We start from the raw sequence: 24,373 nt of genomic DNA, 5'->3' as shown, positions 1-24,373 counted from the left end.
GGAACGGATGGTGGGAAATGGTGTTCGACGCCTTGTCAGGAGCCGTCCATGACGTCGCCGAACGCGCCCGTCAGGGGCGGGTAGTGCACGGCGCACTCCGCGCAGGCGTAGACGTTGATGCCGGGGCCGGTGGCTCCGTGGTGCTCGTGGATCAGTACGGGGTTCTCGGTGACGTTCTCGCACCGGGCGCACATGCGGACCGGGAGGCGGCGCGGGGTCCGGTGTTCCCCATGCGTCATCGGATCGCCCCCGCCAGGCCGACGGGAACGCGTGCCTCGCGGGGTACGGGTGGCTCGGCGTCCAGGCCGAGCGAGGCGAGGTAGAGGGCTCGGCGGCGTTCACGGAGACCTCGGGTGGCACGCCGGCGGATGCGGTCGTCCAGGGGGCGGGGGTGGAGGTGGAGGTTCGGGTGGACGTGGGGTTGGGGGGCGTGGGGTTGGGTGATCAGCGGCAGGGTCGGCATCGGGGGCGGAGGCGGGGGCGGTGGTTCGGCTCGGTGGCGGCCACGGAGGTCGGGGAGGCAGATGTGCAGCATCCGGGCCAGGAGGCAGAGGGTAAAGTCCAGCATTGTCGACGCTCCTTCGAAGCGTTCGGCCACGCCCCGGAGCCCTGCAAGGCTGCCGGGGTCTTCGTCGAGCAGCATGCATTGCTACGCATGTCAGTGCATAGCAGTTAGTAGCTACACGGGTGTTGCTGCAGCTCAGGGCTGTTTTACGGTGGCACCTATGGCGGCAGACCCGAACGATTCACCGATCGACCCAAGCAAGATCGCTTACGTCTATATGCAGGTGGCTGACCACATCGCCGCTCGGATCGCTTCCGGCGACCTGCGGTCGGGCGCCCGCCTGCCCGGCGAGCGGGACCTCGGCACGGAGTACGGGGTCGCCTATCTGACTGCCCGTCGTGCGATCCGCGAGCTGCGGGAGCGCGGTCTCGTCGTCACCCTCCCCGCCAAGGGCACGTTCGTCGCGTACCCGGAAGCCGATCCCGGCGAGTAGCCTTGCCCGCCGGTCAGCTGTCGGTCGTCGTTCCTCCGGTCCTCGGGAACGAGACCTCCACTCGGCGGTTCTTCTTGCGGCCCTCTTCCGTCGCGTTGTCGGCGATCGGGTAGTCCTCGCTGTAGCCACGCACCTCGAAGGTGACGTCGCCGTCCAGGTCGGCGGCGAGGAGGTCGTGGACGGCCTCCGCACGCTTCTTGGAGAGCGTCAGGCCGTGGGCGTACGAGCCGAGGTTGTCCGTGAATCCGAAGACGCGGATCTTGGCCGCGTCCTGCTTCTTGATCTCCTCCGCGATCGCCTGGATGCGCGAGCGGGCCTGCGGGTTGAGTTTCGCGCTGTTCTTCGGGAAGAGAACCTCCGCCTGGAGCGCGAACGTCACGTTCTCGTTCGTGTCCTCCCGGCGCTCCTCACCGCCGAGGTCCTCCACGACCGACTTGATGTCCAGGACCTTCGCCGGGGCGAGCGTGGCCCCCTGGGCGAGCTTCAGCCCCGGACTGTTCGCGTCGACCTCCGGCGGTGGGGAGGTGGTGACGCTGCCCGGGGGTTCGCTCGGGTCGTCCTCGGCGTACGCGGGGGCGGCGAGGGTGAGGGCGGCCAGGACGGCCACGGCTCCGGCCAGCACGGCGGCGCGCGGGGTGGGGGCGGTCATCGTCACGTCACTCGCCCTCGGAGAGTTCGATCGTGGCGGGGGGCATGGAGCCGACCTGGAAGTCCACGGAGGTGGTGTCTTCCGGGGGGGCGGGGAACTGGGCGAACCAGTCGGCGCTCGCTCCCTGTACCAGGGCGCCGGTGAACCTGGTGCATAGGCACTTTCCTTGGGTGTCCCGCAGAATGAGGTACTTCTTCTTGCCCGCCTGGTCGACGAGACTCGCGCCCGCGATCGAACCGCCGTTGCCGGCCAGTTCGCGCTCGTCGCCCCGCCAGTCCGCAGCGACCCATGACCTGCTGCCGTTGTTCGTCACCGTGCCCTCGACGGTCACGAAGCCTCCGCCGTCGCGGACAGCGGAGGTGACCTTGAGCGTCAGATTGTCGCCCTTGACCTCGGCCAGTACCGACTCACCGGCGGGCGCTTCGGTCTCCCGCTCGTCGTTGTTCCCCTTGGAACCATCGTTCTTGTTGGAGGGGGCTGAGGACGTCTCCTTCTTCGCCGGACTGTCGTCGTCCCCTCCCCCGCCGCAACCGGCCACCATGAGGACCAGCCCGGTCGCGATCGCCACCGCGGTCACTGTCCTGCGGCCCTTCATGGTGTGCCGAAGGTTCATCGGTACAGCTTCCTCTCACTTGGCCAGATACACAGAGAACATCACGGACGCCTCGGGAAGGGTGCCCGGATCGAAGTTTCCGGGGTCGATGTCCACGGGCACGCCGTCGCAGTCCAGGGAGACCGGCTTCTCGGGGTCGGCGTCCGGAGCGAAGTCGCAGCGCGGCTGGATGACGGCGACCGCTTGGGCCCTGGCCGTCAAGCTCTCGGTGCCGGGGATGATCGAATCGCCCACGGTGTAGTCCGTTACGACGTCGACCTGGAACCCTGGATCACCTTCCACCTCGGTGAGTTGCGCGCCGCCTTCGAGGGTCGAGTTGTTCTGAGCCGCCAGTGCCGCAGCGGCGGCGTCTGCCCCTTCCAGAGGGAGCCCACCACCGGACAGGTCGAAAAGGTCCAGCCAGTCGACGCCACCCGCGCCGATGGCGTCCTCAAGGTCCAGCAACAGTTCGTCCCGTGCGTGCTGAGCAGCCGCCAACGCAGCAGCGTCCGCTGCGGACTGGGCACCGCTACGGGCGGACGCCGCCTGAGCGAACGCGAAGAAGGCCAGCGCCACGAAAAGCAGGATCGTCGTCAGCCAGATGTAGAGGGGAAGGGTCGATCCCCGGTCGTCGAGCGGCCGGGGAGCCGTCAGCCTCCGCCGATGACGCTGTTCACGGCGTCGAAGATCGCACCCGAGATCAGCCCATCCAACCCCAAACCGTCGATCATCACGAAGATCCCCGCGACGATGATCATGATGCCCGCGTACTCCACGAACCCCGCGCCCGCGTCCCGCCCCTTCCCGCGCATGCGGGAGACGACGGTGGTCCTCCAGGCCTGGAAACGGTGCTTCACCTTCATGGCGGTTGCCTTCCCGCGCGATGCCGACACCAACCGGATCACCGTACGTGAGACAGCGCGTACCGGGGGTGGGTCCGGGGGCCCAAATTTCCCTGGGGGGCGGGGTCATCGGGGCCACCCCCCGGGGGTCGTGCCCAGCCAGTGGGCTATCGCTTCGCTGCGCGTCGAGCTGTGCAGTTTCGCGAAGATGCGGTTGATGTGGTTCTTGACGGTCTTCTCGCTGATGAAGCAGGTGGCGGCGATCTGGCGGTTGTTCATGCCGGACGCGATGAGGTCCATCACCTCCACCTCCCTTGAACTCAGGCCGAAGGACGGTCGGTTGAACTGTTTCACAGATGGTTGCAGCTGCGAAGAGTGGTCGTGACTTTCGTGTGAAGGTTCGTAGGAAACGCCGAGCGAGGATGAGACAGTCGCGGAGATGGTCGCGCGGCCTTCCCGCACGTCCCGTACCGCCGCGATCAGTTCGGGTGCCGTGAACTCGCCGTGGACGAGGTAGCCGACCGCTCCCCGTCGCAGCGCCTCAACCACGACCTCGGGTTCCGTGCTGTAGGTCAGCATCATCACGGGGCAGAGGGCGGCCAGTTCGGGGAGTGCGGTGAGGCCGTCCGTGCCGGGCATGCGGACGTCGAGGAGGGCGACGTCCGGGTGATGGCGGCGGGCTCGGGCCACCGCCTCCTCGCCGTTCGTGGCCTGGGCGACCACCTCGATGTCGGGGTGCGTGTCCAGGAGGGCCCTGAGGCCGGCGCGGACCACCGGGTTGTCGTCGGCGACGAGTACGCGGAGGGGTGGGCCGGGGCGTGCCTGGGGCTGGTCAGGCATGTGCGGCCTCCTCTCGGGGGGTTTCGGGGGTGGGCGGTGCGCCGTCCGGGTGTGCGGGGAGCGGGAGGGTCAGGGTCACTTCCGTACCGGTGCCGTCCGATGCCAGGTGCAGGGCCGCGCCCGTACGGTCCGCGCGTTCCGCCATGCCCAGGAGGCCGAAGTGGCCGGATTCCTGCGCCCCTTCGAGGGTGAGGGCGGGCGGGAGGCCCATGCCGTCGTCCTTGATCGTGAGGTGCAGGGTCTCCGGGGTGACGTTCAGGCAGACCTCCGCCGCCGTCGCCCGTGCGTGGCGCTGGATGTTCTCCAGTGCCTCCGACGTGATCGCCAGGAGGTGGCGGGTCGTCTCGGGCGGGAGCGGCGGGGGTGGTTCGCCCGTGTGGGTCAGGTGGGCGGGGAGGGTGGTGCGGGACTCGAAGTCCGCCGTCCGGGTGGCCAGTTCGGTGCACAGGTCCGCCGGTGGGGTCGTCGTCAGGTCGGTGTGGCGGCGCAGGTCCGTGAGGAGGTCGCGGGACTCGGCGGCGGCTCGGCGGGCCGCCGAGGCGACGAGGCCCGCCTGTCGTTTCAGCTGGTCCGGGTCCGGGGCCGGACGGTCGGCCGAGGTCGCCAGGGCGTCGGCGGCGAGGGCCAGACCGTGGAGGGTCTTGGCCACCGAGTCGTGCAGTTCACGGGCCAGACGGGCGCGTTCGGACTCCACCGCCTCCGCGACGGCGAGGCGGGACGTGGCCTCGGAGAGCGCCTGGGTGGCCGTACCGAAACGGAACATCAGGTTCCGAAGGGTGACGCCGATGATGCCGGCCGCGACGCAGAAGCCGGCGATGAGGAGGGTGCTGACGCCCGCGCCGGGATGGTGTTCCCAGGTGCGGTGGACCGTGACGAGGACGGCCAGTTGCAGGCCGGTGAGCACGCCGGCGCCGCGCCAGCCGTAGAGGAGGCCGGAGAGGAGGGGGGTGCAGACCGTGGCGTAGGCGAGGGGGGAGGCCGGGGAGGCGGTGAGGAGGAGGACCGCGCCGAAGAGGAGGTCCAGGGCCATGAGGCTGGGGTGGGCGAGGAGGCGCGGGGCGAAGCGGTGCCAGTCCCTGAGCATGGCGTACGAGACGGTGATGCCGAGGACGGCGGCGAGGAGTACGGCGTGGTTCTGGGGGCCGTCCGTGGTGTTGGCCATCGCGAAGGGGGTGCCGATGGCGAGGGTGACCAGGCGGACGGCGAAGGTCTGGCGGGCGAGGGACTGGAGGGCGTTGAGCTGGAGGCGGAGGGTGGCGGGGGGTGTGGCGTCGTCGGCGAGGTAGCCGGTGCCAGAGGTGGGGCCGGGGGCGGGGCCGGGCGGGGGTGGAGTGCGTCGGCCTGTCATCAGCGGCCCAGGATGTCGCCGAAGTCGGTGCCCGAGCCCAGGAACATGCCGGTGGCGATGAGGATCATCGTGGCCGGGAGCATGAAGACCAGGGTGACCAGCGTGGCCTTGGGGATGGTGCGGGCGGCTCGGCGGCGGGCGTTCTGCGCGTCGGTGCGGCGCATGTCCGCGGCGAGCTGGATCAGGGTCTCCGCGATCGGGGAGCCCAGTTCCTCGCCCTGTTGGAGCGCCGAGACGAACTGGGCGACCTGCTCGGAGGAGTTGCGCCGGCGGAGTTCGTCGAAGGCCTGGCGGCGGCTGACGCCCATGTCCATCTGACGCAGGGTGATGCGGAGTTCGTCCGCCCAGGGGCCCTCGTACTTCTCGGCGACCCGGTCCAGGGCCTGGCGGAAGCCCAGGCCCGCCGAGACCACGACCGCGAGGACGTCGAGGAAGTCGGGCAGCGTGCGGTCGATGACGTCCTTGCGGTCGCGGATGGCCTGCCAGATCGCCGCGTCGGCGGCCAGCAGCCCGAAGGCGAAGGTGAAGGCGGCGAAGAGGGGGCGGTCGCTGGTCAGGAAGACCAGGCCCATGAAGGCGCCGAAGAAGCCGTAGACGGCACGGCGGGCGGCGTAGCGGTTGAGGGTGAGGCCGCCGGGGTTGCCCGCCATGTCGATGCGGCGGCGCTTGGCCTCGACCCGGCGGGGGCCCATGAGACGCAGGACGAGAGGGGCGAAGCGCATACCGAGGCGGTCGACGGCCGAGCCGGTCCTCGAGACGCGGGTGGCGCCGACCTCCAGGGCGAGGGCCAGGTCGGCGGGGAGTTTCGCCTCGGCGCGGATCATGCGGATGCCCAGGAGGGCGCCCGCGACGGCGACGGCCGTCAGGAGTGCCAGGAGCAGGGGGAGCGTCGATGTCGTCATGGTCGTGTCACCGCGCCCTTCTCAGACTTCGATCTTGCCGAGGCGGCGGATGACGAAGAAGCCGACCGTGTAGAGGCCGATCGAGATCAGGACCAGGAGCTGGCCGAGGGGGGAGCCGGTGACCCGGGCGAGGGCGCCCTCGTTCGAGGAGTTGATCAGGAGGAGGGAGCCGAGGCCCAGGAGGGGGACGGTGAAGGCGGTCGCGTTGACCTCGGAGAGCATCGTGCGGACCTCCCGCCGGGTCTCCTTGCGGTCCTCCAGGGTCTGGGTCAGGTTGCGCAGCGAACTCACCACCGTGCCGCCCGCCTTGTTGGACAGGACGAGGGTGGTGACGAGGACGATCAGTTCGCGCGAGGGGAGGCGTTCAGCCAGCTCGCCGAGCGCGTCGTCGACCGAGCGGCCGAGCGCCAGCTGATCGGCCACCCGGGCCAGTTCCTCGCCCGCCGGGGCCTCCAGTTCCTCCGCCGCCATCGCCAGGGACGTGCGCAGGGCGAGGCCGGCGGCGGTGGCGTTGGCGAGGAGGCGGGCGACGTCGGGGAGCTGGTTGATGAAGGCCTCGATGCGTTTCTGGCGTTGCCAGTTGAGGAAGATGGCCGCCGCCCACACGCCGATCGCGCCCGCGATCGGGCCGAAGAACGGGGCCAGGGTGGCGGCCGCGATCAGCCACAGGGCTGCGACGGCCAGGGCGACGTACGTGGCGAACTCGCCCGCCGTCAGGTCGAGTCCCGTCGTCGTCAGGCGGAGGTGGATCGCCCGGCCGAGGCGGGTGCGGCGCAGCCTGCGGTCGACGGCCGTGAAGCGTCGGACGCGGCCCGCCGCCGTGCGCGCGGGGCCGCCGCCGTGGCTGCCCGCGAGACGGTCGGCCAGGGCCTGGCGCTGGGCGCGGCCGGAGACGTACGCGTGGGCGCCCGCGACGGCGAGGGTGCCGCAGAGGACGGTGGCGCCGAGGGCCAGCAGGGTGGTGTTGTCCAGGTCCAGGGGTGCCTGGGCCAGGGTCGCCAGGGGCGCCCGGAGTTCCTGGAGTGCCTGGGTCGCCTGGGCTGCCTGGGCTGCCTGGGCTGCCTGGGCTGCCTGGGCTGTCGCCATGTTCGGTCCTACCTCCTCGGGGCTCTCGGGGCTATCCGATGGCCTGACGGGTGTTGAGCGGGTCGATGGCCTCGGTCACTCCGTACGCGGGAGGCAGCGGCTCGTTGGCCACGTACAGCTTCTCGGCGACGGGGCGGGGTACCGGCAGGTGTTCGAAGCGGCCGTGGACGACGCGGTCGGCGCCGAGGGGGTCGGGGGCGTAGCGGGAGACCGTGGCGATACGGAACTGTTCGCGGCCGTGCGAGACGAGCAGGGCGATCTCGGTGACCTTGCGGGAGCCGTCGGCGAAGCGGGTGAGCTGGACGACCACGTCCACCGCCGAGTTGATCTGGTCCTTGAGTGCCTCGAAGGGGATGAGGACCTCGGACATCGAGCCGAGGGTCTGCAGCCGCATCAGCGCGTCCTCGGCGGAGTTGGCGTGGACCGTGGCGAGGGAGCCGTCGTGGCCCGTCGACATGGCCTGGAGCATGTCGAGGGTCTCGCCGCCTCGGACCTCACCGACGATGATGCGGTCGGGGCGCATGCGCAGGGAGTTGCGGACCAGGTCGCGGATGGTGATCTGGCCCTTGCCCTCGATGTTGGGGGGCCGCGACTCCAGACGGATGACGTGCTCCTGCTGGAGCTGGAGTTCCGCCGAGTCCTCGATGGTGATGATGCGTTCGCGGGGCGGGATCAGGCCGGACAGGGCGTTGAGGAGCGTGGTCTTGCCGGTGCCGGTGCCGCCGCTGACGATCACGTTGAAGCGGGCGCGGACGAAGGCGGCGAGCAGCATCAGCATCTGCTCGTCGAGGGAGCCGAGGTCGATCAGCTCCGGGAGGGTGTACGCGCGGGGAAAGCGGCGGATCGTGAGGGTCGGGCCCGTGAGCGAGAGCGGGGGGATGATCACGTTGACGCGTTCCCCGGTGGGGAGGCGGGCGTCGACCATCGGGTTCGATTCGTCGACCCTTCTGTTCACCGTGGAGACGATGCGTTCGATCGTCTGCATCAGCTGGTCGGTCGAGGCGAAGCGGAGGGGGAGCTGTTCCACGCGGCCGGCGCGCTCCACGAAGATCGAGTCAGGGCCGTTGACCATGATCTCGGTGACGGACGCGTCGGCCAGGAGCGGCTCCAGGACGCCCAGGCCGAGGGCCTCGTCGACGACCCTGCGGATCAGCTGGGAGCGTTCGGCGGAGGAGAGGACCGGGCCCTCTCGGCTGATGATGTGGCCGAGTACGCGTTCGAGGCGGGCCCTGCGGTCGGCCGCCGTCAGCGTCGACATCTCGGCGAGGTCGATCTCTTCGAGGAGCTTGGCGCGGTAGACGGCCACGAGGTGTCCGTCCTCGCGTCCGGTTCCCCCTTCGTCGGGGGCGGCGATACGGGATCGCAGGCTCATCTTCTCGTCAACTCCTCTCGGGGGGTGGGGTGTCGGGGCGGTGGGCGTCGGTCAGGGGTCGAGGTCGTTCGGCATGGTGACCGAGCGTTCCACGGTGACCGGGTCGAAGAGGGGGACCACGGAGGGGACGGTGACGGTGACCGTGGCGGTGCTGGTGTCCGTGCCGCCTCCTCCCGGGTCGACCGAGGGGTTCAGCCATGCGCTCGCCGCGGCCACGCCTGCGGCCCCGCCGGTGCCGGGTTGCAGTGACTCGGCTCTGGCCGCCGCGCGGGCCGCCGAGCCCGCCTGGCTGATGCCGTAGCCGATGAGGCCGAGCTGGATCGCGGCCATGCCCACGAGGAGGAGGATCGGGAGGAAGCCGGCGAACTCCAGGATGGAGGAGCCTCGGTCGTTCCAACGGTGGGTAGGGGCGCGTCCCGTGGGTGGGGGGTTCGCCCGGGGGCGGTGGGTGGGTCGGGGGCACGTCGGGGGGTGTCCCTCCTCGGAACGGCGCGGACCCGGTCGGCCGGGTGGCGCGGGGCGTCGACGCGCCCACCACTGCGGGCGGACACCCTCCGGCACGCCCCCTTCGCGCCGTACACGGCCGACCCCGCGTGCGCGGTCAGGCCGTCGTACGCGGACCGGTCGTCCTGCGCGGACCGTTCGCCGGCTCCGTGGGGTTCCGTCCGTCCGGGTCATTGGGGGTCCCCCTCCAGGGCCGCGCCCGCCTCGCCGCTCACGGTCCAGCCCGCGTCGAAGCCGGGGAAGAAGAGGGGGACGCTGGCCTGGACCTCGGCTCGCATGACGGTGCCCGCGGGGGCGCAGTCGATGGAGGTGTCGGCCCAGGCGTTCGGGAGGTTCCGGGTGCCGGCGGCTTCGCAGGCGCCGGGCACGTCGCCGTCGACGGCGTAGGCGGCCGTGGCGGCGCGGGCGGCCTCGTCGGCGGCGTTGCCGGCGAGGGAGTAGGTGTAGCCGTAGAGCGCGGCCTGCCAGAGGATCGTCATGGTGATCAGGAGCAGCGGGAACATGCCGGCGAATTCGAGGGTCACCGAGCCCCGGTCGCCTCCCTTGCGGCGCAGGACGAGGGCGCCGCGGTCGGAGGGGGATCTGCGGCGGCGGCCTCCGTGGCCGTGTTCCGGGGCGGCGACCAGTTCCAGTTCTCCGGCGAGGGCCCAGAGGGCCTGTTTGACGACCGAGCGGGCGTCGAGGTCCTGGAGGCGGCCCGCGTCGACGACGGACTGGAGTTCCTTGAAGGCGGCGGGGACGGCGGCGCGGGCCACCTTGGTGCCGGTGACCTTCTCGACCAGGGACGGCTGGATCTCCGTGGCGCGTGACAGGCGGTTGACGACCGTCAGGGTCTCCTCGGCCTTGCGGATCTGGAGGCGGTCCCAGAGGCGGACCATGCGTTTGGCGGCGCGGACCGCCACGACGTCCGGGGTGACCAGCAGGAGCGCGTGGTCGGCCATCTCGACGGCCGCCGCGGTGGCCGCGGTCACGTGCGAACCGCAGTCGACGATCACCACGTCGTGCCGGGAGCGGAGCGTGGCGACCACCTGACGGGCCACCCGGTCCGTCACCTCCTCGCCGCGCTCGCCCTCGGCGGGGGCGAGGAGGAGGGCGATGCCGGTGTCGTGGGCGTAGACCGCCTCCTGCAGGACGCGGGGGTTGAGGTCCGTGATGGCGGCCAGGTCGGCGACCGAGCGGCGGAACTGGACGTCCAGGTACGAGGCGACGTCCCCCGACTGCAGGTCGAGGTCGAGGAGGGCGACCGTACGGCCGGACGCGCGGGCCGCGAGCGCGAGCTGGACGGCGGTGACCGTGGCGCCGACTCCGCCCTTGGCGCCGCTGACGGTGACGACGGTGCCGCCGGGGCCCGTGTACAGCTCCGGGGTGGGGCTGCCGAGGTGGCGGCGCATACCGGCCGACCAGGCGGCGGCGGCCTGGACGCGTTCGGCGAGGGCCTCGTAGGAGAGGGGGAGGTTGACGATGCCGCGGGCGCCGGAGTCCATGGCGGCGGTCAGCACGCCGGTGCTGGTGTCGGAGGTGACGAGGACGACGCCGACGGCCGGGAAGCGCAGGACGAGATCGCGGACCAGGTCCAACGCCGGTACGGGGCCGATGCGTTCGTGGACGATCACCACCTCGGGCAGTTCGTCCAGCGAGTCGGCGGCCAGCCGCGCCAGGGTGTCCAGCAGGGCCGTGGAGTCGGAGACGTGCGGGGCCGGTTCGGCGTCGGCCAGCTGGTCGAGCAGGGTGGTGAGGGCACGGGCCGAGTCGAGGTCCCCGGCGGCGGGGAGGATGCGGATGGTCATCGGCGGATCCCCGTTCCGTTCGCGGACGTGCGGGGCTCGGCGGCCGCGCACCGGCAGGGTTCGCGCGGAACCCCCGTTCGCCGTGCCCCCTTCAGCATGCCCACCCTCGACCCACCCACCCGCATCGGCATTCGACGCACCCTCGTTCGAGGCGTTCCCGTACCCACGTTCCGGACCGACCTCATCGCGGGGCCTCCTCCTTGTCCTCGTCGAGGGTGTACGAGCGGTCGTCCGGTACGACGACGGTGGCCTCGCCGCCCCCGACGAGGGCGAGCCGGACGTGCTCGGCGAACGACTCGGCGAACGCGACGCGCTGGGCGTCGGCGGTGTCGAGCGCGAAGGTGATCGGGACCGCCTCGGTGGCCGTGCGGCGGCGGTCGCTGCTGGACTGGCCGGACTCCAGGGGGGTCAGTTTGCCCACGTCGATGACCCGGGCGTCGGTGACCATCAGCTTGGAGGTGTCCTTCTTGGAGTCGCTGTCCTTCTCCTCGAAGGTGGCGTAGATGTTGACCCGCGACCCCGGGTTGATCTTCCCCGCCACACCGGTCGACGCGTCGATCAGGATCGCGATCTCCTGCTGTCCGGCTTCGAGTTCGGGCCGGTCGACGATCATGTCGGACTGGAGCAGGGAGCCCTTGCGCAGCTGGGTGACGGCGATCTTCCCGCGGATCTCCGACAGATCGGTGACGGCGGTGCCGGACAGCCACCGCTCGGGCATCGAGATCCGCTCGAACTGGTCCGCCGTCAGCTCCTTGTAGGGCGCGATGTCGCCCTTGAGCCGGTAGGCGGTCACCTCGGGTCCGACCTTCGCGTTCACATCACGGATCACCGAGAGCACCCCGGCGAAGGCGGCGAGGGCGCACAGGGCCGAGAGGACCAGCAGGATGACGCCGCGGCGCTGGCGTGAGTTCACTACTTCTCACCTCGTGGGAACGTGCCGGGCACGGGTGCGGGCCTGCTGTGGGTGGTGGCTCGCGGACTGTGGAGTTGTCGTACGGCTGTCATGTGACCCCTCGGGGAAGGGCTGCCGTCCGTGCCGGGCGGGCCGGGGTTTCCGGCTCCCGTAACGGGGCCGCGCAGAATCCGCAGCGGTCGCCGATGAGTTCGAGGCCGCACCAGTGGCACGTCTCGCGGCGTACGGACGACACGAGCTGGTAGAGCACGGAGACGTCCGAGAGCCCGGCGGCGAACTCGACGAGCTTGCCGGTCCCCCACCAGCGCACGGACTCCTCGGGCAGCGGCACCGGCAGGGACCCCTGCACCTGCCAGTCCTGCGCGAGCGTCGCGGTGACCCAGTCCGACGGCGGCTGCGGTCCCTGCGCGACGAGCAGCCGGGTGGCGAACTCGGGCCCGGCGAGGGGTTCCTGGCCGGCGGTGTCGATCCGCACGAGCTGGGGCTTGGGGTTGGCCAGTACGGCGAACCGGGCGCCCGGCAGCCAGGACTTGGCGTGCGACCTCAGGGTGACCGGCACCCGGTCGAGCTTGGCGACGGAGCCGAGGAGGGCGCCGGCGTAGATGTAGTGCGCGAGGAGGCGTACGGAGGAGGCGAGCACTCCGGGGCTGAAGTCGCAGGCGGAGAGCTGCCGCAGCTGCTGGGCCAGCAGGGCGAGGCCGAGCGGGGGCAGGTCCACGCCGAGCAGGGCGATGCGGTCGCTCTCCAGCACGGAACGGACCGTGTGCAGCCGCCGGGTGAGGGCGGCGGGGTCGGAGGCCGAGTGCAGGGCGATGACATAGCCGTGCTGCTCGATGAGCGCGTGCATGCCGAACAGGGAGGCTTCGAGGGTCTCCTGCGGCTGGACGACCGCGGGCGGGGTCTGCCGGTCGAGCGGTGGGAGCACCAGGCCGGAGCTGGTGACGGCTATCGCGGTCGGCACGCTGCACACCACCCCGTTCGCTTCGGCGGGGTGGTCGACCACCGCCTCAGATGACCCCTGTGGGGAACGGCGTCGTGCCCGCCGCCCCTCCTGCATCCTCTTGCATCAGCACCATATCCACGGCATGGCCAGATCAACACCGGATCTTCTTGATCAACTCACGGAAGGTACGGGCCGTATCCACACAGAGTGAGACGCATATGCCTCAACTCGGCAGTTGGGGACGCCGGTTGGGGCACCCGTACGGGTGAACGGCTTTCGACCGGGAGTATTGACAACCCAATTGGTCTGGACCAGCGTACCGGGCATGTTCAGACACCCACAACGCATACAGATGCGGATGAAAGCGCCAGGGCGTATACGGGGGCGGACGCGCCTGCGGCCGGGGGCCGTCACCACGGCCGTCGTCACCGCCCTCGCCCTCGGTCTCTCGCTCCTCGGCGCCGGACAGGCCTCCGCCGCGGACATCAACAACGTCAGGAACGCCGGATTCGAGTCGGGGCTCAGCGACTGGACCTGTTCGGCGGGCAGCGGCGCCACCGTCTCCTCCCCCGTGCACGGGGGCGCGTCCGCGCTGCGGGCGACCCCGGCCGGGCAGGACAACGCCCGCTGCACCCAGGCGGTGGCGGTGAAGCCCCGCTCGACGTACACGCTCAGCGCCTGGGTGCGCGGCGGGTACGCGTACCTGGGCGCGACCGGTACCGGGACGACCGACGTCTCGACGTGGACACCGGACTCGGCGGCCTGGAAGCAACTGTCGACGACCTTCACCACGGGCGCCTCGACGACCTCGGTGACGGTCTACACGCACGGCTGGTACGGGCAGGCCGCGTACCTCGCCGACGACGTGTCCCTCCTCGGCCCCGACGGCGGCGGTGGCGGCGACCAGCCGCCCACCGTCCCCTCGGCCCCGGCCGGGGTGACGGTGTCGGGCTCGACGTCCTCCTCGGTGTCGCTGACCTGGAACGCGGTCGCGGGCGCCACGGGCTACCACGTCTACCGGGGCGGCACGGAGGTCCAGTCGACCGAGGGCACTTCGGCGACGGTGACGGGGCTCGCGGCCTCCACCTCGTACACCTTCCAGGTCACGGCGACGAACACGGCGGGCGAGTCGGCCCGTTCGGCGACGGTGACGGGTACGACGACGGCGACCCCGGGCGGCGGCACGGGCGTTCCGAAGCACGCCGTGACCGGCTACTGGCAGAACTTCAACAACGGGGCGGCCGTCCAGAGGCTCTCGGACGTGCAGTCGCAGTACGACATCATCGCCGTGGCCTTCGCGGACGCCACCGCCACGCCGGGCGCGGTGACCTTCAGCCTCGACTCGGCCGGGCTCGGCGGGTACACCGTCGACCAGTTCAAGGCGGACCTACGGGCCAAGCAGGCGGCCGGCAAGAAGGTCATCGTGTCGGTCGGCGGTGAGCGCGGCACGGTGGCGGTGAACAGCGCGGCCTCCGCGACGAACTTCGCGAACTCGGTGTACGCCCTGATGCAGACGTACGGCTTCGACGGCGTCGACATCGATCTGGAGAACGGGCTCGACGCGACCTACATGACGCAGGCGTTGCGGTCGCTGTCGTCGAAGGCGGGCCCGTCGCTCGTCATCACGATGGCGCCGCAGACCATCGACATGCAGTCGACGTCGAACGCGTACTTCCGGACCGCGCTGAACATCAAGGACATCCTGACCGTCGTCAACATGCAGTACTACAACAGCGGTTCGATGCTGGGGTGCGACGGCAAGGTCTACAGCCAGGGGTCGGTGGACTTCCTCACCGCCCTCGCCTGCATCCAGTTGGAGGGCGGCCTCGCCCCGTCCCAGGTGGGGCTGGGTCTGCCGGCCTCGACGCGGGGCGCGGGCAGCGGATACGTGTCGCCGGCCGTGGTGAACGACGCCCTCGACTGTCTGACCCGCGCCACCGGCTGCGGCTCCTTCAAGCCGCCGCGGACGTACCCCGACCTGCGGGGCGCGATGACCTGGTCGACCAACTGGGACGCCACGGCGGGCAACGCGTGGTCGAACGCGGTGGGGCCGCACGTGCACGGGCTGCCGTAGCGGAAGCAGAGGACATAGCGGCGTAGAGGGCATAGAGGAGGAGGAAACGACGCGCGGTGGCCTGCGGCCTGTTGTGGCGCAGGTCACCGGAACCTGTCCCACCTCATGGAGAGACACAGGTGTGAGGTGGGAGAGGTGCATACGAGATGAGTGACCCCGAGCGGGCGCAGGCGCGGGCCGAGTCCTCGGCGCGGGCGCGGATCCGGGCGGGCGACCGGGAGGCCTTCGCCGAGGTCTACGACGCGTACGCGCGGGCGGTCTACAACCACGCCTACCGGCTGACCGGCGACTGGTCGACGGCCGAGGAGGTGATGGCGGACACCTTCCTCGACGCCTGGCGCACCCGGGAGCGGCTGGAGCCGGACGGCGGCTCGGTGAAGCCGTGGCTGCTGGGCATGGCCACCAACAAGGCCCGCAACGCCAACCGCGGCCTCGGCCGCCGGCTGGCCTTCCTGGCCCGTCGGCCCGCCCCGGCCCCGGTGGCCGACTTCGCCGACGAGACCGCCGGGCGCCTCGACGACACGCGTCGGCTCGCCGCCGTACGCCAGGTGTACGGGCGGCTGCGGCGCGGGGAGCGGGAGGTGTTGGCGCTGTGCGTGTGGGCCGGCCTCGACTACGGGCAGGCGGCCGAGGCGCTGGGCGTCCCCGTGGGGACCGTGCGGTCGCGGCTCTCGCGGGCGCGGGCGCGTCTGGGCCGCCTGACGGACGAGCGGCTGCGCGAGGAGCGCCCCCCGCACGGGGAACCGGGGCGTCGCCGCGGAGAGGCAGAGAGCGAGGCCGTGTTCGCGGCCCGTCCGCTCAAGGAGATCCAGGAGGGATCCCGATGAACGAGGAGCTGGCCCGACTGCTGCCGCCCCCGCCCGAACGGGACGTTCCGCCTGGTCGCCTCGCCCACCACAAGGACCGTCTGATGCGACTCATCGACGACGACCGGGCCACGGCGCCCGTCGTTCCCACCCCGCCGGCACCCCGTCCGCGCCCGAGACTGGCCCGTCCGGCGCTGTGGCTGCCCGCCGCCGCGCTGGCCCTGGCCGGGGCGCTGACCGTCGGCCTGGTCGCCACCACCGACTCCGGCGCCGGGGCGCGCCAGGACGACGGCACCAGCGCCGTCGTCCTGCTCGACCGGATCGCCGACGTCGCCGCGAAAACGGAGGTCGAGCCGGTCCGCGACGACCAGTTGGTCTACGTCAAGAGCCTGACGGCCGGGGCGGAGGCCGTGGAGGACGGCCCGTACGAGCCGGGAGAGCTGCACCGGCGGGAGGTGTGGGTGTCGCAGGAGCCGGGCCCGGTGAAGCAGTTGGCCCTGCACTACGAGGGCGGCGCGTACTCCCCGCTGAGGGAACTGCTGCCGCCGGGTTCGCCGGGCGTCCCCGCAGGGATCGACCGGCCCACGTACCGGTGGCTGGCCTCGCTGCCCACCGACCCCGACGACCTGCTCGCCGAGCTGTACCGGCTGACCAGGACGTGGAAGGGAGAGGAGAAGGCGCAGGCCGTCTTCGACAGGATCGGCGAACTGCTGGGCGAGACGGTCATGCCCGCCCGCACCGCCGCCGCGCTCTACGAGGCCGCCGCGAGGATCCCCGGGGTGACCCGTACCGACGACGCCGTCGACCCGGCCGGCCGGCACGGCGTCGGCATCCGCCGCGTCGACGCACGCGCCGGGTGGGCCACCGAGTGGGTCTTCGACCGGGACACCCTCGCGTACCTGGGCGAACGCAGCCGGCTGACGGCGGACGGCCCGATGGGGGCCAAGGGCATGATCCTGAGCGAGACCGCCGTCCTGGAGCGGGCCGTCGTCGACGCCTACCGCGAGCGGCCGGGTGCGTAGAGACGGGTTCTCAGGGATGAGACCGTCCCTGCCCGGGGTGTCGTCCTCGGGCAGGGACACGGTCCGTGGTCATCCCATCGGACGGTAGTGGCCGAGCACCTGGGCCAGGTGGGCGAACCACTGGTGGAGGCGTTCACGGGGCTTGGCCTCGACCGAGCACTCGAAGAAGGTGCCGTCGGCGTGGATCACGGCGACCATGAGGGCCTTGCCGTTGCCGCTCGCCTTGTAATGGACGCTGCGGATCTCCGGCCAGGGGAAGTCGACGGAGACGCCGTGGTCCTCGAAGGCGACCCCGCTGACGTCGACGACGACGGAGTTGTGGCGGTCGACGGCCATGAACTCCGGCCCCTGGACCGGAGCCTCGCCCGCGGGGGGCTGGGGGTACGGGTACGGGTGGGCGGGCGGGGCCGGCTGCCCGTACGGCTGCGGGGGCTGGGGATACGGCTGCGCCGACTGTCCGTACGGCTGCGGGGGTTGCGCGTACGGCTGCGGGGGGCCGGCAGGGGCGGCCGGGGGTGCGTACGGCGGGGGCGGGGGGCCGAAGCCCGGGTGGCCTCCCGGCGGCGTCCCCGGCTGTGGCGGCGGTGGCGGCCGGTGGCCCTGTTCGGACTGGTCCATAACTGTTCGTTCCCCTGCCCCGTGGTGATGACTCGTACGGCACCGTATCCCTGCCCCGCGCGTGCCCCATTCCCCGGGTACCGCCGTGTCGGGGCATCCGGGTCAGCCGGTCCCACCGCAGCGCGAAGGGGGTCAGAAGAAGTCCGCCCACGGCTGGTCCCAGATCTGTTTCACGGCGAGGACCAGGAACAGCAGGCCCGCGACGGCCAGCATCGTGTTGCTGAGGATGCCGTTGCGCCATTCCCGTGGTGTGCGGGCGGAGTTGAGGAGCCAGAGGAGGGTGGCGGCCAGGAAGGGGAGGAAGGCCGCGCCGAGGACGCCGTAGAGGATGATCAGGCGGAACGGCTGGCCCTGGAAGAGCAGGACGATGGGCGGAAAGGTCAGCCAGAGCAGGTACGCGCGGAACGGCCAGGACTTCTCGCGCCGGCCGGAGGCGACCTCCTCGCCCGTCACGGCCCCCTTGCGGCGGAAGCGTTCCACGAAGTCCGCGAACATCAGGCTCACGCCGTGCCAGACGCCGATGAGGGAGGTGTAGGAGGTGGCGAAGAAGCCGATCAGGAAGAACTTGGCGGTGGCCGTGCCGTACTCGTCGGCCAGGATGTCGCCGAGCTGGATCAGGCCCTTGTCGCCGGAGGCGATGGCGACGTTGGCCGAGTGCAGCAGTTCGGCGCCGACGAAGAGCATCGAGATCACGAAGATGCCGGTCGTGATGTAGGCGACCCGGTTGTCGAGGCGCATGATCTTCATCCAGCCGGTGTTCGTCCAGCCCTTGGCGTTGACCCAGTAGCCGTACGCGGCCAGCGTGATCGTGCCGCCGACGCCGCCGATCAGGCCGAGGGTGTTGAGGATCGAGTCCTTCTCGTCGGGCAGGACGGGCAGGAGGCCGGCGAAGGCGTCCGCGAGGTTCGGGGTGACCCTGATCGCCAGGTAGACGGTGACGACGAACATGACGCCCACGAGGACCGTCATGACCTTCTCGAAGACCTCGTACTTGTTGAACCAGACGAAGACCAGACCGCTCAGGCCGCACAGCACGGCCCACCACTTCAGGTCCATGACGTCCGGGAACAGCGCCTGCAGGGGCAGGGCGCTGGAGGACATCGCGGCCGCGCCGTACACGAAGCCCCAGATCACGACGTAGACGACGAAGAACCACGTCGTCCAGCGGCCGAGGCTCGCCCAGCCGTCGAAGAGGGTGCGGCCGGTGGACAGATGCCAGCGGCCGGCCGCCTCGGCGAGAGAGATCTTGACGAGGCAGCCGATGACGGCCGCCCACAGCAGGGTGTAACCGAAGTTGCTGCCCGCGATCAGCGTCGCGACGAGGTCACCGGCGCCGACACCGGTCGCGGCGACGACGATGCCGGGTCCGATGTACTTCCAACTGGACGCGCGGGGTGGGGGGTTGGGGCCGGAGGGTGCGGGGGTGTCTGTGGGGTTTCCCGTGGTGTCCGCCATGCAGGTCAAGAAACCCCAAAGCCCCGCGCCGGACAAGAGGGCCTACCCGGGCCCCACCAGACCCGGGAGACCGCACAGGCGCACCCCACCAGCCCCGCAGGGCCCCACCCGGGCGCACCCCATCAGAGGCGCGGACCACTGTGCCGGCGCACCCCATCAGGGGCGCGGGGAACTGCGCGACCAGCCACGACGGCACCCGCGGACGGCCGACGACCCAAGGTCGAACCCGCCCACCCCGCCCAACCCGCACCCCTCAACCCGCCGAACCTCCCGAACGCTACGCCGGAGGCCCCCCGCATCCGCCCGCCCCGCACGTGCCCAGCTCGAACCACACCGTCTTGCCCGGCCCGTCCTCCTGGCAGCCCCAGCGCCCGGCGAGCGCGTCCACCAGGAACATCCCCCTGCCGCTCTCCGATATCCCCGTGACCCGCCGCACCCGCGGCGGGCGGCCGTCCGTGTCCGACACCTCGCAGCGCAGTACGCCGTGCGCGGCCGTCAGAGTCAGCCTCAGCCGGCTCTCCGCGTGCACGAGCGCGTTGGTGACCAGCTCGCTCACCAACAGCTCCGCCGTGTCGGTCTGGTCGAGCAGTCCCCATTTCTCCAACTGCCGGCGCACCTGCGTGCGGGCCTGGGCGGCGGCGGTGGGACGGGGGTCGTACTCGACGCTCAAGTGACCCGCACCCATGGGTGGTTGGGGGTACGAGGCGAAATGGGGGCCGGAATCCGGAAAGAGACCCCCGGAGAGTTGCAGCATGCCTCCAGGGTTGCCGCCGTGCGTACGCGGCACACGGGGAGGAATACCCGTTTCCGGCCGTGCATATACCTGTTTCCCGTCCGGTTACGTACACAATTAGGGCGCTATGAGACCCATGTACCCCTACGCGGTCGTGCGCGGCATACGCGCCCGTCGGCCGCTTCCCCACTCTTGACCTGGTCATGCCAGAGCCGCACCATGAGCGCCACACCCGCACGAGGGCCTGCCGAACGCCCCCACGGTCATCGCCAGGCCCGAGGCACGTCGCAAGGATCCACCCCCCGCTCCACTCCCCACATCCGGAGACCCCGGAATTCCTGGAGATCAGAGGAGACTTCATGCGACTCCGCATACGCGGCAGGTCGGCCACGCCCGACGGCACGGGCAGGAGATCGGGCCGCCGCACCGCCGGCCTCGCCACCCTGCTGGCCCTCGCCCTCGCCGCCCCGGTCGCCGCGACGACCACGGACGCGACGGCGACCAGCGCCGAGCGGCCCCGGGCCTCGGCGGACGACATCCGCCAGTACGAGGTCCACATGCACTCGGACAGCGCGTCCCGCACGGCGCTGCAACGGTCCGGCGTGACCGTGGACGACGCCGACGACCACTCGGTCTTCGTCTCCGGACGCGCGGACCAGATCAAGAAGCTGCGGCAGCAGGGCTACGAGATCACGGCGCTCGGAGCGGTCCCGGACCGCTCCAACGGCGAGGACGACGTACGCCTCTTCGACTTCCCGTCCGCCGACTCCCGCTACCACAACTACGCGGAGATGACGAACGAGATCAACTCCCTGGTCGCGGCGAACAGTTCGATCGCCAGCCAGCGGGTCATCGGCACGACGTACCAGGGCCGGAACATCGTCGCCATCAAGATCAGCGACAACGTCGGCACGGACGAGGCCGAGCCCGAGGTGCTGTTCACCCACCACCAGCACGCCCGTGAGCACCTCACCGTGGAGATGGCGCTCTACCTGCTCAACGAGCTGACCTCCGACTACGGGACCGACTCCCGGGTCACGAACATGGTGAACAACCGCGAGATCTGGATCATCCCGGACGTCAACCCCGACGGCGGCGAGTACGACGTCGCCACCGGCTCCTACCGCTCGTGGCGCAAGAACCGGCAGCCCAACAGCGGTTCGTCGGCCGTCGGCACCGACCTCAACCGCAACTGGAACTACCGCTGGGGCTGCTGCGGCGGCTCGTCCGGGTCGACGTCCTCGGACACGTACCGGGGCGCGGCCGCCGAGTCGGCGCCCGAGGTCAAGGTCGTCGCCGACTTCGTACGCGGCCGGGTCGTGGGCGGGGTCCAGCAGATCAGGTCCGCGATCGACTTCCACACGTACAGCGAGCTGGTGCTGTGGCCGTTCGGGTACACGACCGCCAACACGACGACCGGGATGACGACGGACGACCGCAACGCGTTCGCGACGGTCGGCGGGAAGATGGCGACGAGCAACGGGTACACGCCCGAACAGTCCAGTGACCTCTACATCACGGACGGGTCGATCGACGACTGGCTGTGGGGCAACCAGAAGATCTTCGCGTACACGTTCGAGATGTATCCGGGGTCGGCCTCGGGGGGCGGCTTCTATCCGCCCGACGAGGTGATCTCCCGGGAGACCTCGCGCAACCGGGACGCGGTGCTGCAGCTGCTGGAGAACTCGGACTGCATGTACCGGTCCATCGGCAAGGAGGCGCAGTACTGCTAGCCGGGGGTTTCGATCGGTGAGGGGGTGACCGCGGGACCGTCGTGGCCGGTCCCGCGGTTTCCCGCGCCCTCTAGGAGGCGGTGTCCTCGGACTCCTGCTCCTCCTCGGCGGAACCCTCCGCGGAACCCTCGGCGGAACCCTCGTCGAAGTACGCGTCCAGGACCTCGTCGATCTGCTTCTCCCAGACCGCGTGCTCCGACTTGGCCTTGGCCTCGATCTCCAGGAAGTACCAGCGGCGGTCCGGGGTGTGGACCGTGATCGTGAACCGCTTGCCGAAGCGGGGGGACTCCGTCTCGATCGCGCCGATCTCGTCCCAGCCGAACTCGCACTCCTGGTCGTCCAGGCGCAGCCGTACGCCACGGCTGTCGGCGATGATCTTCGCGCGGCGGTCAGAGGCCTCGAAGACGGGACCGTCGGCCGCGCCGTCTTCCGTGTCGGCTCCCGCTTCGGTTTCCGCGTCCGCCGGTGCGTCTGCTTCCGCGTTCGCTTCGGTGTCGTCCTCGGCGTCCGTCTCGTCGGCGTCGGCCAGGGTCTTCCCGGCGGGTGACTTGTCGAGGGACGGCTTCGACGGCTCGGCGGCCGCCGGCTCGTTCCGTTCCGGGGCAGCCTCGTCCGGCTCGACGGGCTCCGTCGGCTTGATGTCCTCCGGCTCCTCCTGCTTCTCCTTCTTCACGGACACCGGTGCCGTGAGTCCGGGGATGTGCGACGGGTCGACCGCGGCGGCGGCCAGGGGCTGGTTGTTCGAACCGATGCGCTGCTCCACAGCGGGCAGTATGGTCGACGATCCTGTGCCGGGGACAGTCGGGCCGGGCATATGTCCGTATCTGGATTTCATGACCCTCCCCCCGGGCGCGAGGAGCGGGGTCAGGCGTCCAGGACGGCCAGCGCGTCGATCTCGATCAGCAGGCCCGCCGGGAGGCCGACGTAGACCGTCGTGCGGGCGGCCGGTACCCCGGTGAGGTGCTCCTCGAAGTACGCGTTGTAGAGCGCGTTCATCTCGGCGAAGTGGTCCACGTCGGTGAGGTAGACGCGGATCATCATCACGTCGTCCCAGGTGGCGCCGCCCTCCTCCAGGATCGCCTTGACGTTGGCGAGGGTCTGGAGGGTCTGTTCGCGCAGGGTGGGGCCGGCGGGGGTGGGGGGTTCGCCCTCGACGGCCGGGAGGAAGCCGACCTGTCCGGCGACCTGGAGGATGTTGCCCTTGCGGACGCCGTGGGAGAACTTCGCGGGCGGGGCGGTGTGGGTCGTGGGGGTGAGGGCGACCTTCTCGGTCGGCCCGGGCCGGTGGCTCATACGGTGTCCTTCGCTGGGGTTCTGCCGGAGTACTCGCCGCTGATCGCGTCCGCGGTGCGGCGGACGAGCGGGAGCAGGGTGAGGAGTTCGTCGGCGGTGACGACGACGTTGGGCGCGGAGAGCGACATCGCGGCGACGACCCGGCCGTCGGTGCCGTGGACGGGCGCGGCGACGCAGTTGATGGACTCCTCGTGGCCGCCGAGGTCGGTGGCCCAGCCCTGTTCGCGGACCCGCGCCAGCTCCTGGAGGAAGGCGGGGGCGTTGGGGGTCGAACGGGGCGTGTACAGCGGGTAGTCGAGCCTCTCCGCGAGGGCGCGGCGCTCCGCCTCGGGAAGGTCGGCGAGCAGCAGCTTGGCGACGGCCGCGACCGTGATCGCGACCGGCTTGCCGATGCGGGAGTACATGCGGACCGGGTAGCGGCTCTCCACCTTGTCGATGTAGAGGACCTCGTTGTCCTCGTGCACGGCGAGGTGGACGGTGTGGCCGCACATCTCGTTGAGGCGTACGAGGTGGGGGTGGGCGATCTCGCGGAGGTCGAGGTTCTCGACGGCCTCCTGGGCGAGGGCGAAGAGGCGGGCGCCGAGGCGGTAGCGCTGGTCGGACTGCCGGTAGACGAGCCCGTGTTCGTGGAGGGTCCGCAGCAGGCGCAGGGCCGTGGACTTGTGGACGCCCAGGCGGTCGGCGACCCGGCCGAGGTCGGCGGGGCCCTCGGCGAGCAGCGGCAGGATGCTCAGCGCGCGGTCGACGGTCTGGCTCATGGGGTGCGTACCTCCTCGGGGGCCCGATCGGCCTGTGTCCAGCCGGGGCCGAGTCGAAGTCTCCCCCACACCTCGTCGTCCAGGGCCGCCAGGCGGTCGGCGTGGTCCCGCGGCGGCGGGGTGGCGAGGTCGCCGGGGACGGTGAGCGCGGCGGCGGCCGTCAGGTGGCCGTGCCGGAGGCGGGCGCGGGCGGGGAGCGCGCGCAGGGTGGCGGAGAGGAAGCCGGCGGCGAAGGCGTCACCGGCGCCCACGGGGGCGACCACGTCGACGTGCGGGGCGGGCTCGGACGTGGTCGTGTCTGCGGGGGCGCGCCGGGGTGTGCACGTCCCCGGTCCGGCGGGCGGGCGGGCGAACAGGGTGGCTCCGTGGGCTCCCTGTTTCACCACCAGGGTCACCGGTTCGGGCAGCAGCGTCCGGATCGCCGCCGGGCCGCCCGTGACGCCCCACGCCTCCTCCGCCTCGTCCTCGCCCACGAACACGAGGTCGGCGGCGCGGGCCAGTTCGAGCAGGACGCGGGGGCCGTCGACGGCGCGCCACAGGCCCGGGCGGTGGTTGACGTCGAAGGAGATCAGGGGGCGGTCCGGGTGGGGGGCCGTCAGGTCGCGCAGCAGGCTCAGGCAGTCCTCGGACAGGGCGGCGGTGATACCGGAGAGGTGCAGGACGCGTCCGGCGCGTGCCGCCGCGAGGTCCACGGTGGTGGCCGACATCGCCGAGGCGGCCGAACCCGCCCGGTAGTAGGCGACCTCGTGCGCGTCCGTGGCCCGGTCCCCCGCCGTGCGGAAGTACACGCCAGTCGGACGGGCCGGGTCCCGGCCCACGGAGGTCACGTCCACGCCGTGTCCGCCGATCGTCTCGACCAGGTGGTCACCGAACGCGTCGGCGCCCACCCGGCTCACCCAGCGGACGGTGTGTCCGGCCGCCGCCAGTGCGCACGCGAGGTTGGACTCCGCGCCGCCGACGGCCCGGTCGAAGGAGGGGACGTCGGCGAGCCGTCCGGGGCGGGTGGGAAGGAAGGTGACCATGGACTCGCCGAGCGCGACGACGTCGACGCCGACGGGAGCGGCGCCGGGGGAACGGAGTCCGTCGGCGGTCACGATGGTGGAGG

Annotated in this window: 27 protein-coding genes; 5 read left to right on the top strand and 22 right to left on the bottom strand. The window is 71.3% G+C overall.

Annotation, left to right across the window (positions count from 1 at the left end; all coding sequences use genetic code 11):
• Window positions 1-35: 35 nt before the first annotated feature.
• Both H4687_RS29545 and H4687_RS47595 read right to left on the bottom strand, forming a co-directional pair.
• Window positions 36-239: a hypothetical protein gene (locus H4687_RS29545; RefSeq protein ID WP_159026251.1), complete on the bottom strand. Its 204-nt coding sequence runs from the start codon at window positions 237-239 to the stop codon at window positions 36-38.
• Window positions 236-568 (bottom strand): hypothetical protein, encoded by a 333-nt coding sequence (locus H4687_RS47595; RefSeq protein ID WP_050399577.1) that lies wholly within the window; start codon window positions 566-568, stop codon window positions 236-238. Before H4687_RS47595 ends, H4687_RS29545 begins: the two co-directional genes overlap by 4 nt.
• 157 nt (window positions 569-725) lie before the next feature.
• On the opposite strand from H4687_RS47595, the gene H4687_RS29535 reads away from it, so the two are divergent.
• A complete protein-coding gene (locus tag H4687_RS29535) occupies window positions 726-998 on the top strand; it encodes a winged helix-turn-helix domain-containing protein (protein WP_046919237.1) in 273 nt (90 codons plus the stop codon).
• 13 nt (window positions 999-1,011) lie between these two features.
• Here H4687_RS29535 and H4687_RS29530 read toward each other — a convergent pair whose 3' ends face one another.
• The 13 genes from H4687_RS29530 to H4687_RS29470 form a co-directional block, all read right to left on the bottom strand.
• Window positions 1,012-1,653 (bottom strand): OmpA family protein, encoded by a 642-nt coding sequence (locus tag H4687_RS29530; RefSeq protein ID WP_050399576.1) that lies wholly within the window; start codon window positions 1,651-1,653, stop codon window positions 1,012-1,014.
• Window position 1,654: 1 nt separating this feature from the next.
• Entirely contained in the window at window positions 1,655-2,260 is a 606-nt protein-coding gene (locus H4687_RS29525) for a hypothetical protein (RefSeq protein ID WP_046918601.1), read from the bottom strand.
• A 15-nt stretch (window positions 2,261-2,275) separates the two neighbouring features.
• Window positions 2,276-2,893: a pilus assembly protein TadG-related protein gene (locus H4687_RS29520; RefSeq protein WP_078907660.1), complete on the bottom strand. Its 618-nt coding sequence runs from the start codon at window positions 2,891-2,893 to the stop codon at window positions 2,276-2,278.
• Window positions 2,890-3,102, bottom strand: a complete 213-nt coding sequence (locus H4687_RS29515; RefSeq protein WP_046918600.1) for a hypothetical protein — start codon at window positions 3,100-3,102, stop codon at window positions 2,890-2,892. Before H4687_RS29515 ends, H4687_RS29520 begins: the two co-directional genes overlap by 4 nt.
• A gap of 105 nt (window positions 3,103-3,207) precedes the next feature.
• Window positions 3,208-3,921 carry a response regulator gene (locus tag H4687_RS29510; RefSeq protein ID WP_050399575.1) on the bottom strand — a complete coding sequence of 238 codons (714 nt, stop codon included), beginning with the start codon at window positions 3,919-3,921 and terminating at the stop codon, window positions 3,208-3,210.
• Window positions 3,914-5,269 (bottom strand): sensor histidine kinase, encoded by a 1,356-nt coding sequence (locus H4687_RS29505; protein ID WP_097249434.1) that lies wholly within the window; start codon window positions 5,267-5,269, stop codon window positions 3,914-3,916. The genes H4687_RS29510 and H4687_RS29505 overlap by 8 nt, the downstream gene beginning before the upstream one ends.
• Window positions 5,269-6,171 carry a DUF5936 domain-containing protein gene (locus H4687_RS29500; protein WP_046919133.1) on the bottom strand — a complete coding sequence of 301 codons (903 nt, stop codon included), beginning with the start codon at window positions 6,169-6,171 and terminating at the stop codon, window positions 5,269-5,271. The genes H4687_RS29505 and H4687_RS29500 overlap by 1 nt, the downstream gene beginning before the upstream one ends.
• A 21-nt stretch (window positions 6,172-6,192) precedes the next feature.
• Complete coding sequence (locus tag H4687_RS29495; protein ID WP_404819291.1) at window positions 6,193-7,257, bottom strand: type II secretion system F family protein; 1,065 nt, start codon at window positions 7,255-7,257, stop codon at window positions 6,193-6,195.
• Between the two features lie 31 nt (window positions 7,258-7,288).
• A complete protein-coding gene (locus H4687_RS29490) occupies window positions 7,289-8,629 on the bottom strand; it encodes a CpaF family protein (RefSeq protein ID WP_046919132.1) in 1,341 nt (446 codons plus the stop codon).
• Window positions 8,630-8,680: 51 nt separating this feature from the next.
• Window positions 8,681-8,959 (bottom strand): hypothetical protein, encoded by a 279-nt coding sequence (locus H4687_RS47590; RefSeq protein ID WP_373560621.1) that lies wholly within the window; start codon window positions 8,957-8,959, stop codon window positions 8,681-8,683.
• Window positions 8,960-9,303: 344 nt separating this feature from the next.
• Window positions 9,304-10,920 carry an AAA family ATPase gene (locus H4687_RS29480; RefSeq protein ID WP_046916457.1) on the bottom strand — a complete coding sequence of 539 codons (1,617 nt, stop codon included), beginning with the start codon at window positions 10,918-10,920 and terminating at the stop codon, window positions 9,304-9,306.
• A gap of 181 nt (window positions 10,921-11,101) precedes the next feature.
• Window positions 11,102-11,833, bottom strand: coding sequence for a Flp pilus assembly protein CpaB (gene cpaB / locus H4687_RS29475; protein ID WP_046919890.1), 732 nt, complete (start codon window positions 11,831-11,833; stop codon window positions 11,102-11,104).
• A gap of 88 nt (window positions 11,834-11,921) precedes the next feature.
• Window positions 11,922-12,836 (bottom strand): hypothetical protein, encoded by a 915-nt coding sequence (locus H4687_RS29470; protein WP_046919891.1) that lies wholly within the window; start codon window positions 12,834-12,836, stop codon window positions 11,922-11,924.
• A 292-nt stretch (window positions 12,837-13,128) separates the two neighbouring features.
• Between H4687_RS29470 and H4687_RS29465 the strand changes: the two genes are divergently transcribed.
• The 3 genes from H4687_RS29465 to H4687_RS29455 all read left to right on the top strand — a co-directional run bounded on the left by H4687_RS29465 (window position 13,129) and on the right by H4687_RS29455 (window position 16,678).
• A complete protein-coding gene (locus H4687_RS29465; RefSeq protein WP_046919892.1) occupies window positions 13,129-14,850 on the top strand; it encodes a chitinase in 1,722 nt (573 codons plus the stop codon).
• 146 nt (window positions 14,851-14,996) lie between these two features.
• Window positions 14,997-15,677 carry an RNA polymerase sigma factor gene (locus H4687_RS29460; RefSeq protein WP_046919893.1) on the top strand — a complete coding sequence of 227 codons (681 nt, stop codon included), beginning with the start codon at window positions 14,997-14,999 and terminating at the stop codon, window positions 15,675-15,677.
• Complete coding sequence (locus tag H4687_RS29455; RefSeq protein ID WP_050399537.1) at window positions 15,674-16,678, top strand: CU044_5270 family protein; 1,005 nt, start codon at window positions 15,674-15,676, stop codon at window positions 16,676-16,678. The genes H4687_RS29460 and H4687_RS29455 overlap by 4 nt, the downstream gene beginning before the upstream one ends.
• A 69-nt stretch (window positions 16,679-16,747) precedes the next feature.
• Here H4687_RS29455 and H4687_RS29450 read toward each other — a convergent pair whose 3' ends face one another.
• From H4687_RS29450 to H4687_RS29440, 3 genes are all read right to left on the bottom strand, one after another.
• Window positions 16,748-17,296 carry a hypothetical protein gene (locus H4687_RS29450; protein WP_097249439.1) on the bottom strand — a complete coding sequence of 183 codons (549 nt, stop codon included), beginning with the start codon at window positions 17,294-17,296 and terminating at the stop codon, window positions 16,748-16,750.
• A gap of 132 nt (window positions 17,297-17,428) precedes the next feature.
• Window positions 17,429-18,751, bottom strand: coding sequence for an Nramp family divalent metal transporter (locus H4687_RS29445; protein ID WP_050399536.1), 1,323 nt, complete (start codon window positions 18,749-18,751; stop codon window positions 17,429-17,431).
• Between the two features lie 277 nt (window positions 18,752-19,028).
• Window positions 19,029-19,421, bottom strand: a complete 393-nt coding sequence (locus H4687_RS29440) for an ATP-binding protein (protein WP_373560622.1) — start codon at window positions 19,419-19,421, stop codon at window positions 19,029-19,031.
• A gap of 422 nt (window positions 19,422-19,843) precedes the next feature.
• Between H4687_RS29440 and H4687_RS29435 the strand changes: the two genes are divergently transcribed.
• Window positions 19,844-21,217, top strand: coding sequence for a M14 family metallopeptidase (locus H4687_RS29435; protein ID WP_046918986.1), 1,374 nt, complete (start codon window positions 19,844-19,846; stop codon window positions 21,215-21,217).
• Window positions 21,218-21,287: 70 nt separating this feature from the next.
• On the opposite strand, the gene H4687_RS29430 is transcribed toward H4687_RS29435, so the two are convergent.
• The 4 genes from H4687_RS29430 to H4687_RS29415 form a co-directional block, all read right to left on the bottom strand.
• Entirely contained in the window at window positions 21,288-21,980 is a 693-nt protein-coding gene (locus tag H4687_RS29430) for a hypothetical protein (RefSeq protein ID WP_046918985.1), read from the bottom strand.
• Window positions 21,981-22,081: 101 nt separating this feature from the next.
• Complete coding sequence (locus tag H4687_RS29425; RefSeq protein WP_046918984.1) at window positions 22,082-22,510, bottom strand: RidA family protein; 429 nt, start codon at window positions 22,508-22,510, stop codon at window positions 22,082-22,084.
• Complete coding sequence (locus H4687_RS29420) at window positions 22,507-23,268, bottom strand: IclR family transcriptional regulator (RefSeq protein ID WP_046918983.1); 762 nt, start codon at window positions 23,266-23,268, stop codon at window positions 22,507-22,509. Before H4687_RS29420 ends, H4687_RS29425 begins: the two co-directional genes overlap by 4 nt.
• Window positions 23,265-24,362 carry a sugar kinase gene (locus H4687_RS29415; protein WP_050399535.1) on the bottom strand — a complete coding sequence of 366 codons (1,098 nt, stop codon included), beginning with the start codon at window positions 24,360-24,362 and terminating at the stop codon, window positions 23,265-23,267. Before H4687_RS29415 ends, H4687_RS29420 begins: the two co-directional genes overlap by 4 nt.
• Window positions 24,363-24,373 lie beyond the last annotated feature (11 nt).

It is taken from the genome of Streptomyces stelliscabiei, assembly GCF_014873495.1.
In the GTDB taxonomy this organism is placed as follows: domain Bacteria; phylum Actinomycetota; class Actinomycetes; order Streptomycetales; family Streptomycetaceae; genus Streptomyces; species Streptomyces bottropensis.
Note: the sequence above shows the minus strand (reverse complement) of the source record. Positions and strands in the feature narration are given on the sequence as shown.

Excerpts from the sequence above, each read along its gene's own strand:
- H4687_RS29495 (WP_404819291.1), bottom strand. The coding sequence starts at position 7,257 with ATGGCGACAGCCCAGGCAGCCCAGGCAGCCCAGGCAGCCCAGGCAGCC.
- H4687_RS29505 (WP_097249434.1), bottom strand. The coding sequence starts at position 5,269 with ATGACAGGCCGACGCACTCCACCCCCGCCCGGCCCCGCCCCCGGCCCC.
- H4687_RS47595 (WP_050399577.1), bottom strand. The coding sequence starts at position 568 with ATGCTGGACTTTACCCTCTGCCTCCTGGCCCGGATGCTGCACATCTGC.
- H4687_RS47590 (WP_373560621.1), bottom strand. The coding sequence starts at position 8,959 with ATGGCCGCGATCCAGCTCGGCCTCATCGGCTACGGCATCAGCCAGGCG.
- H4687_RS29510 (WP_050399575.1), bottom strand. The coding sequence starts at position 3,921 with ATGCCTGACCAGCCCCAGGCACGCCCCGGCCCACCCCTCCGCGTACTC.
- H4687_RS29525 (WP_046918601.1), bottom strand. The coding sequence starts at position 2,260 with ATGAACCTTCGGCACACCATGAAGGGCCGCAGGACAGTGACCGCGGTG.
- H4687_RS29500 (WP_046919133.1), bottom strand. The coding sequence starts at position 6,171 with ATGACGACATCGACGCTCCCCCTGCTCCTGGCACTCCTGACGGCCGTC.
- H4687_RS29425 (WP_046918984.1), bottom strand. The coding sequence starts at position 22,510 with ATGAGCCACCGGCCCGGGCCGACCGAGAAGGTCGCCCTCACCCCCACG.
- H4687_RS29435 (WP_046918986.1), top strand. The coding sequence starts at position 19,844 with ATGCGACTCCGCATACGCGGCAGGTCGGCCACGCCCGACGGCACGGGC.
- H4687_RS29490 (WP_046919132.1), bottom strand. The coding sequence starts at position 8,629 with ATGAGCCTGCGATCCCGTATCGCCGCCCCCGACGAAGGGGGAACCGGA.
- H4687_RS29460 (WP_046919893.1), top strand. The coding sequence starts at position 14,997 with ATGAGTGACCCCGAGCGGGCGCAGGCGCGGGCCGAGTCCTCGGCGCGG.
- H4687_RS29515 (WP_046918600.1), bottom strand. The coding sequence starts at position 3,102 with ATGAAGGTGAAGCACCGTTTCCAGGCCTGGAGGACCACCGTCGTCTCC.
- H4687_RS29535 (WP_046919237.1), top strand. The coding sequence starts at position 726 with ATGGCGGCAGACCCGAACGATTCACCGATCGACCCAAGCAAGATCGCT.
- H4687_RS29445 (WP_050399536.1), bottom strand. The coding sequence starts at position 18,751 with ATGGCGGACACCACGGGAAACCCCACAGACACCCCCGCACCCTCCGGC.
- H4687_RS29545 (WP_159026251.1), bottom strand. The coding sequence starts at position 239 with ATGACGCATGGGGAACACCGGACCCCGCGCCGCCTCCCGGTCCGCATG.
- H4687_RS29455 (WP_050399537.1), top strand. The coding sequence starts at position 15,674 with ATGAACGAGGAGCTGGCCCGACTGCTGCCGCCCCCGCCCGAACGGGAC.
- H4687_RS29420 (WP_046918983.1), bottom strand. The coding sequence starts at position 23,268 with ATGAGCCAGACCGTCGACCGCGCGCTGAGCATCCTGCCGCTGCTCGCC.
- H4687_RS29450 (WP_097249439.1), bottom strand. The coding sequence starts at position 17,296 with ATGGACCAGTCCGAACAGGGCCACCGGCCGCCACCGCCGCCACAGCCG.
- H4687_RS29465 (WP_046919892.1), top strand. The coding sequence starts at position 13,129 with ATGCGGATGAAAGCGCCAGGGCGTATACGGGGGCGGACGCGCCTGCGG.
- H4687_RS29480 (WP_046916457.1), bottom strand. The coding sequence starts at position 10,920 with ATGACCATCCGCATCCTCCCCGCCGCCGGGGACCTCGACTCGGCCCGT.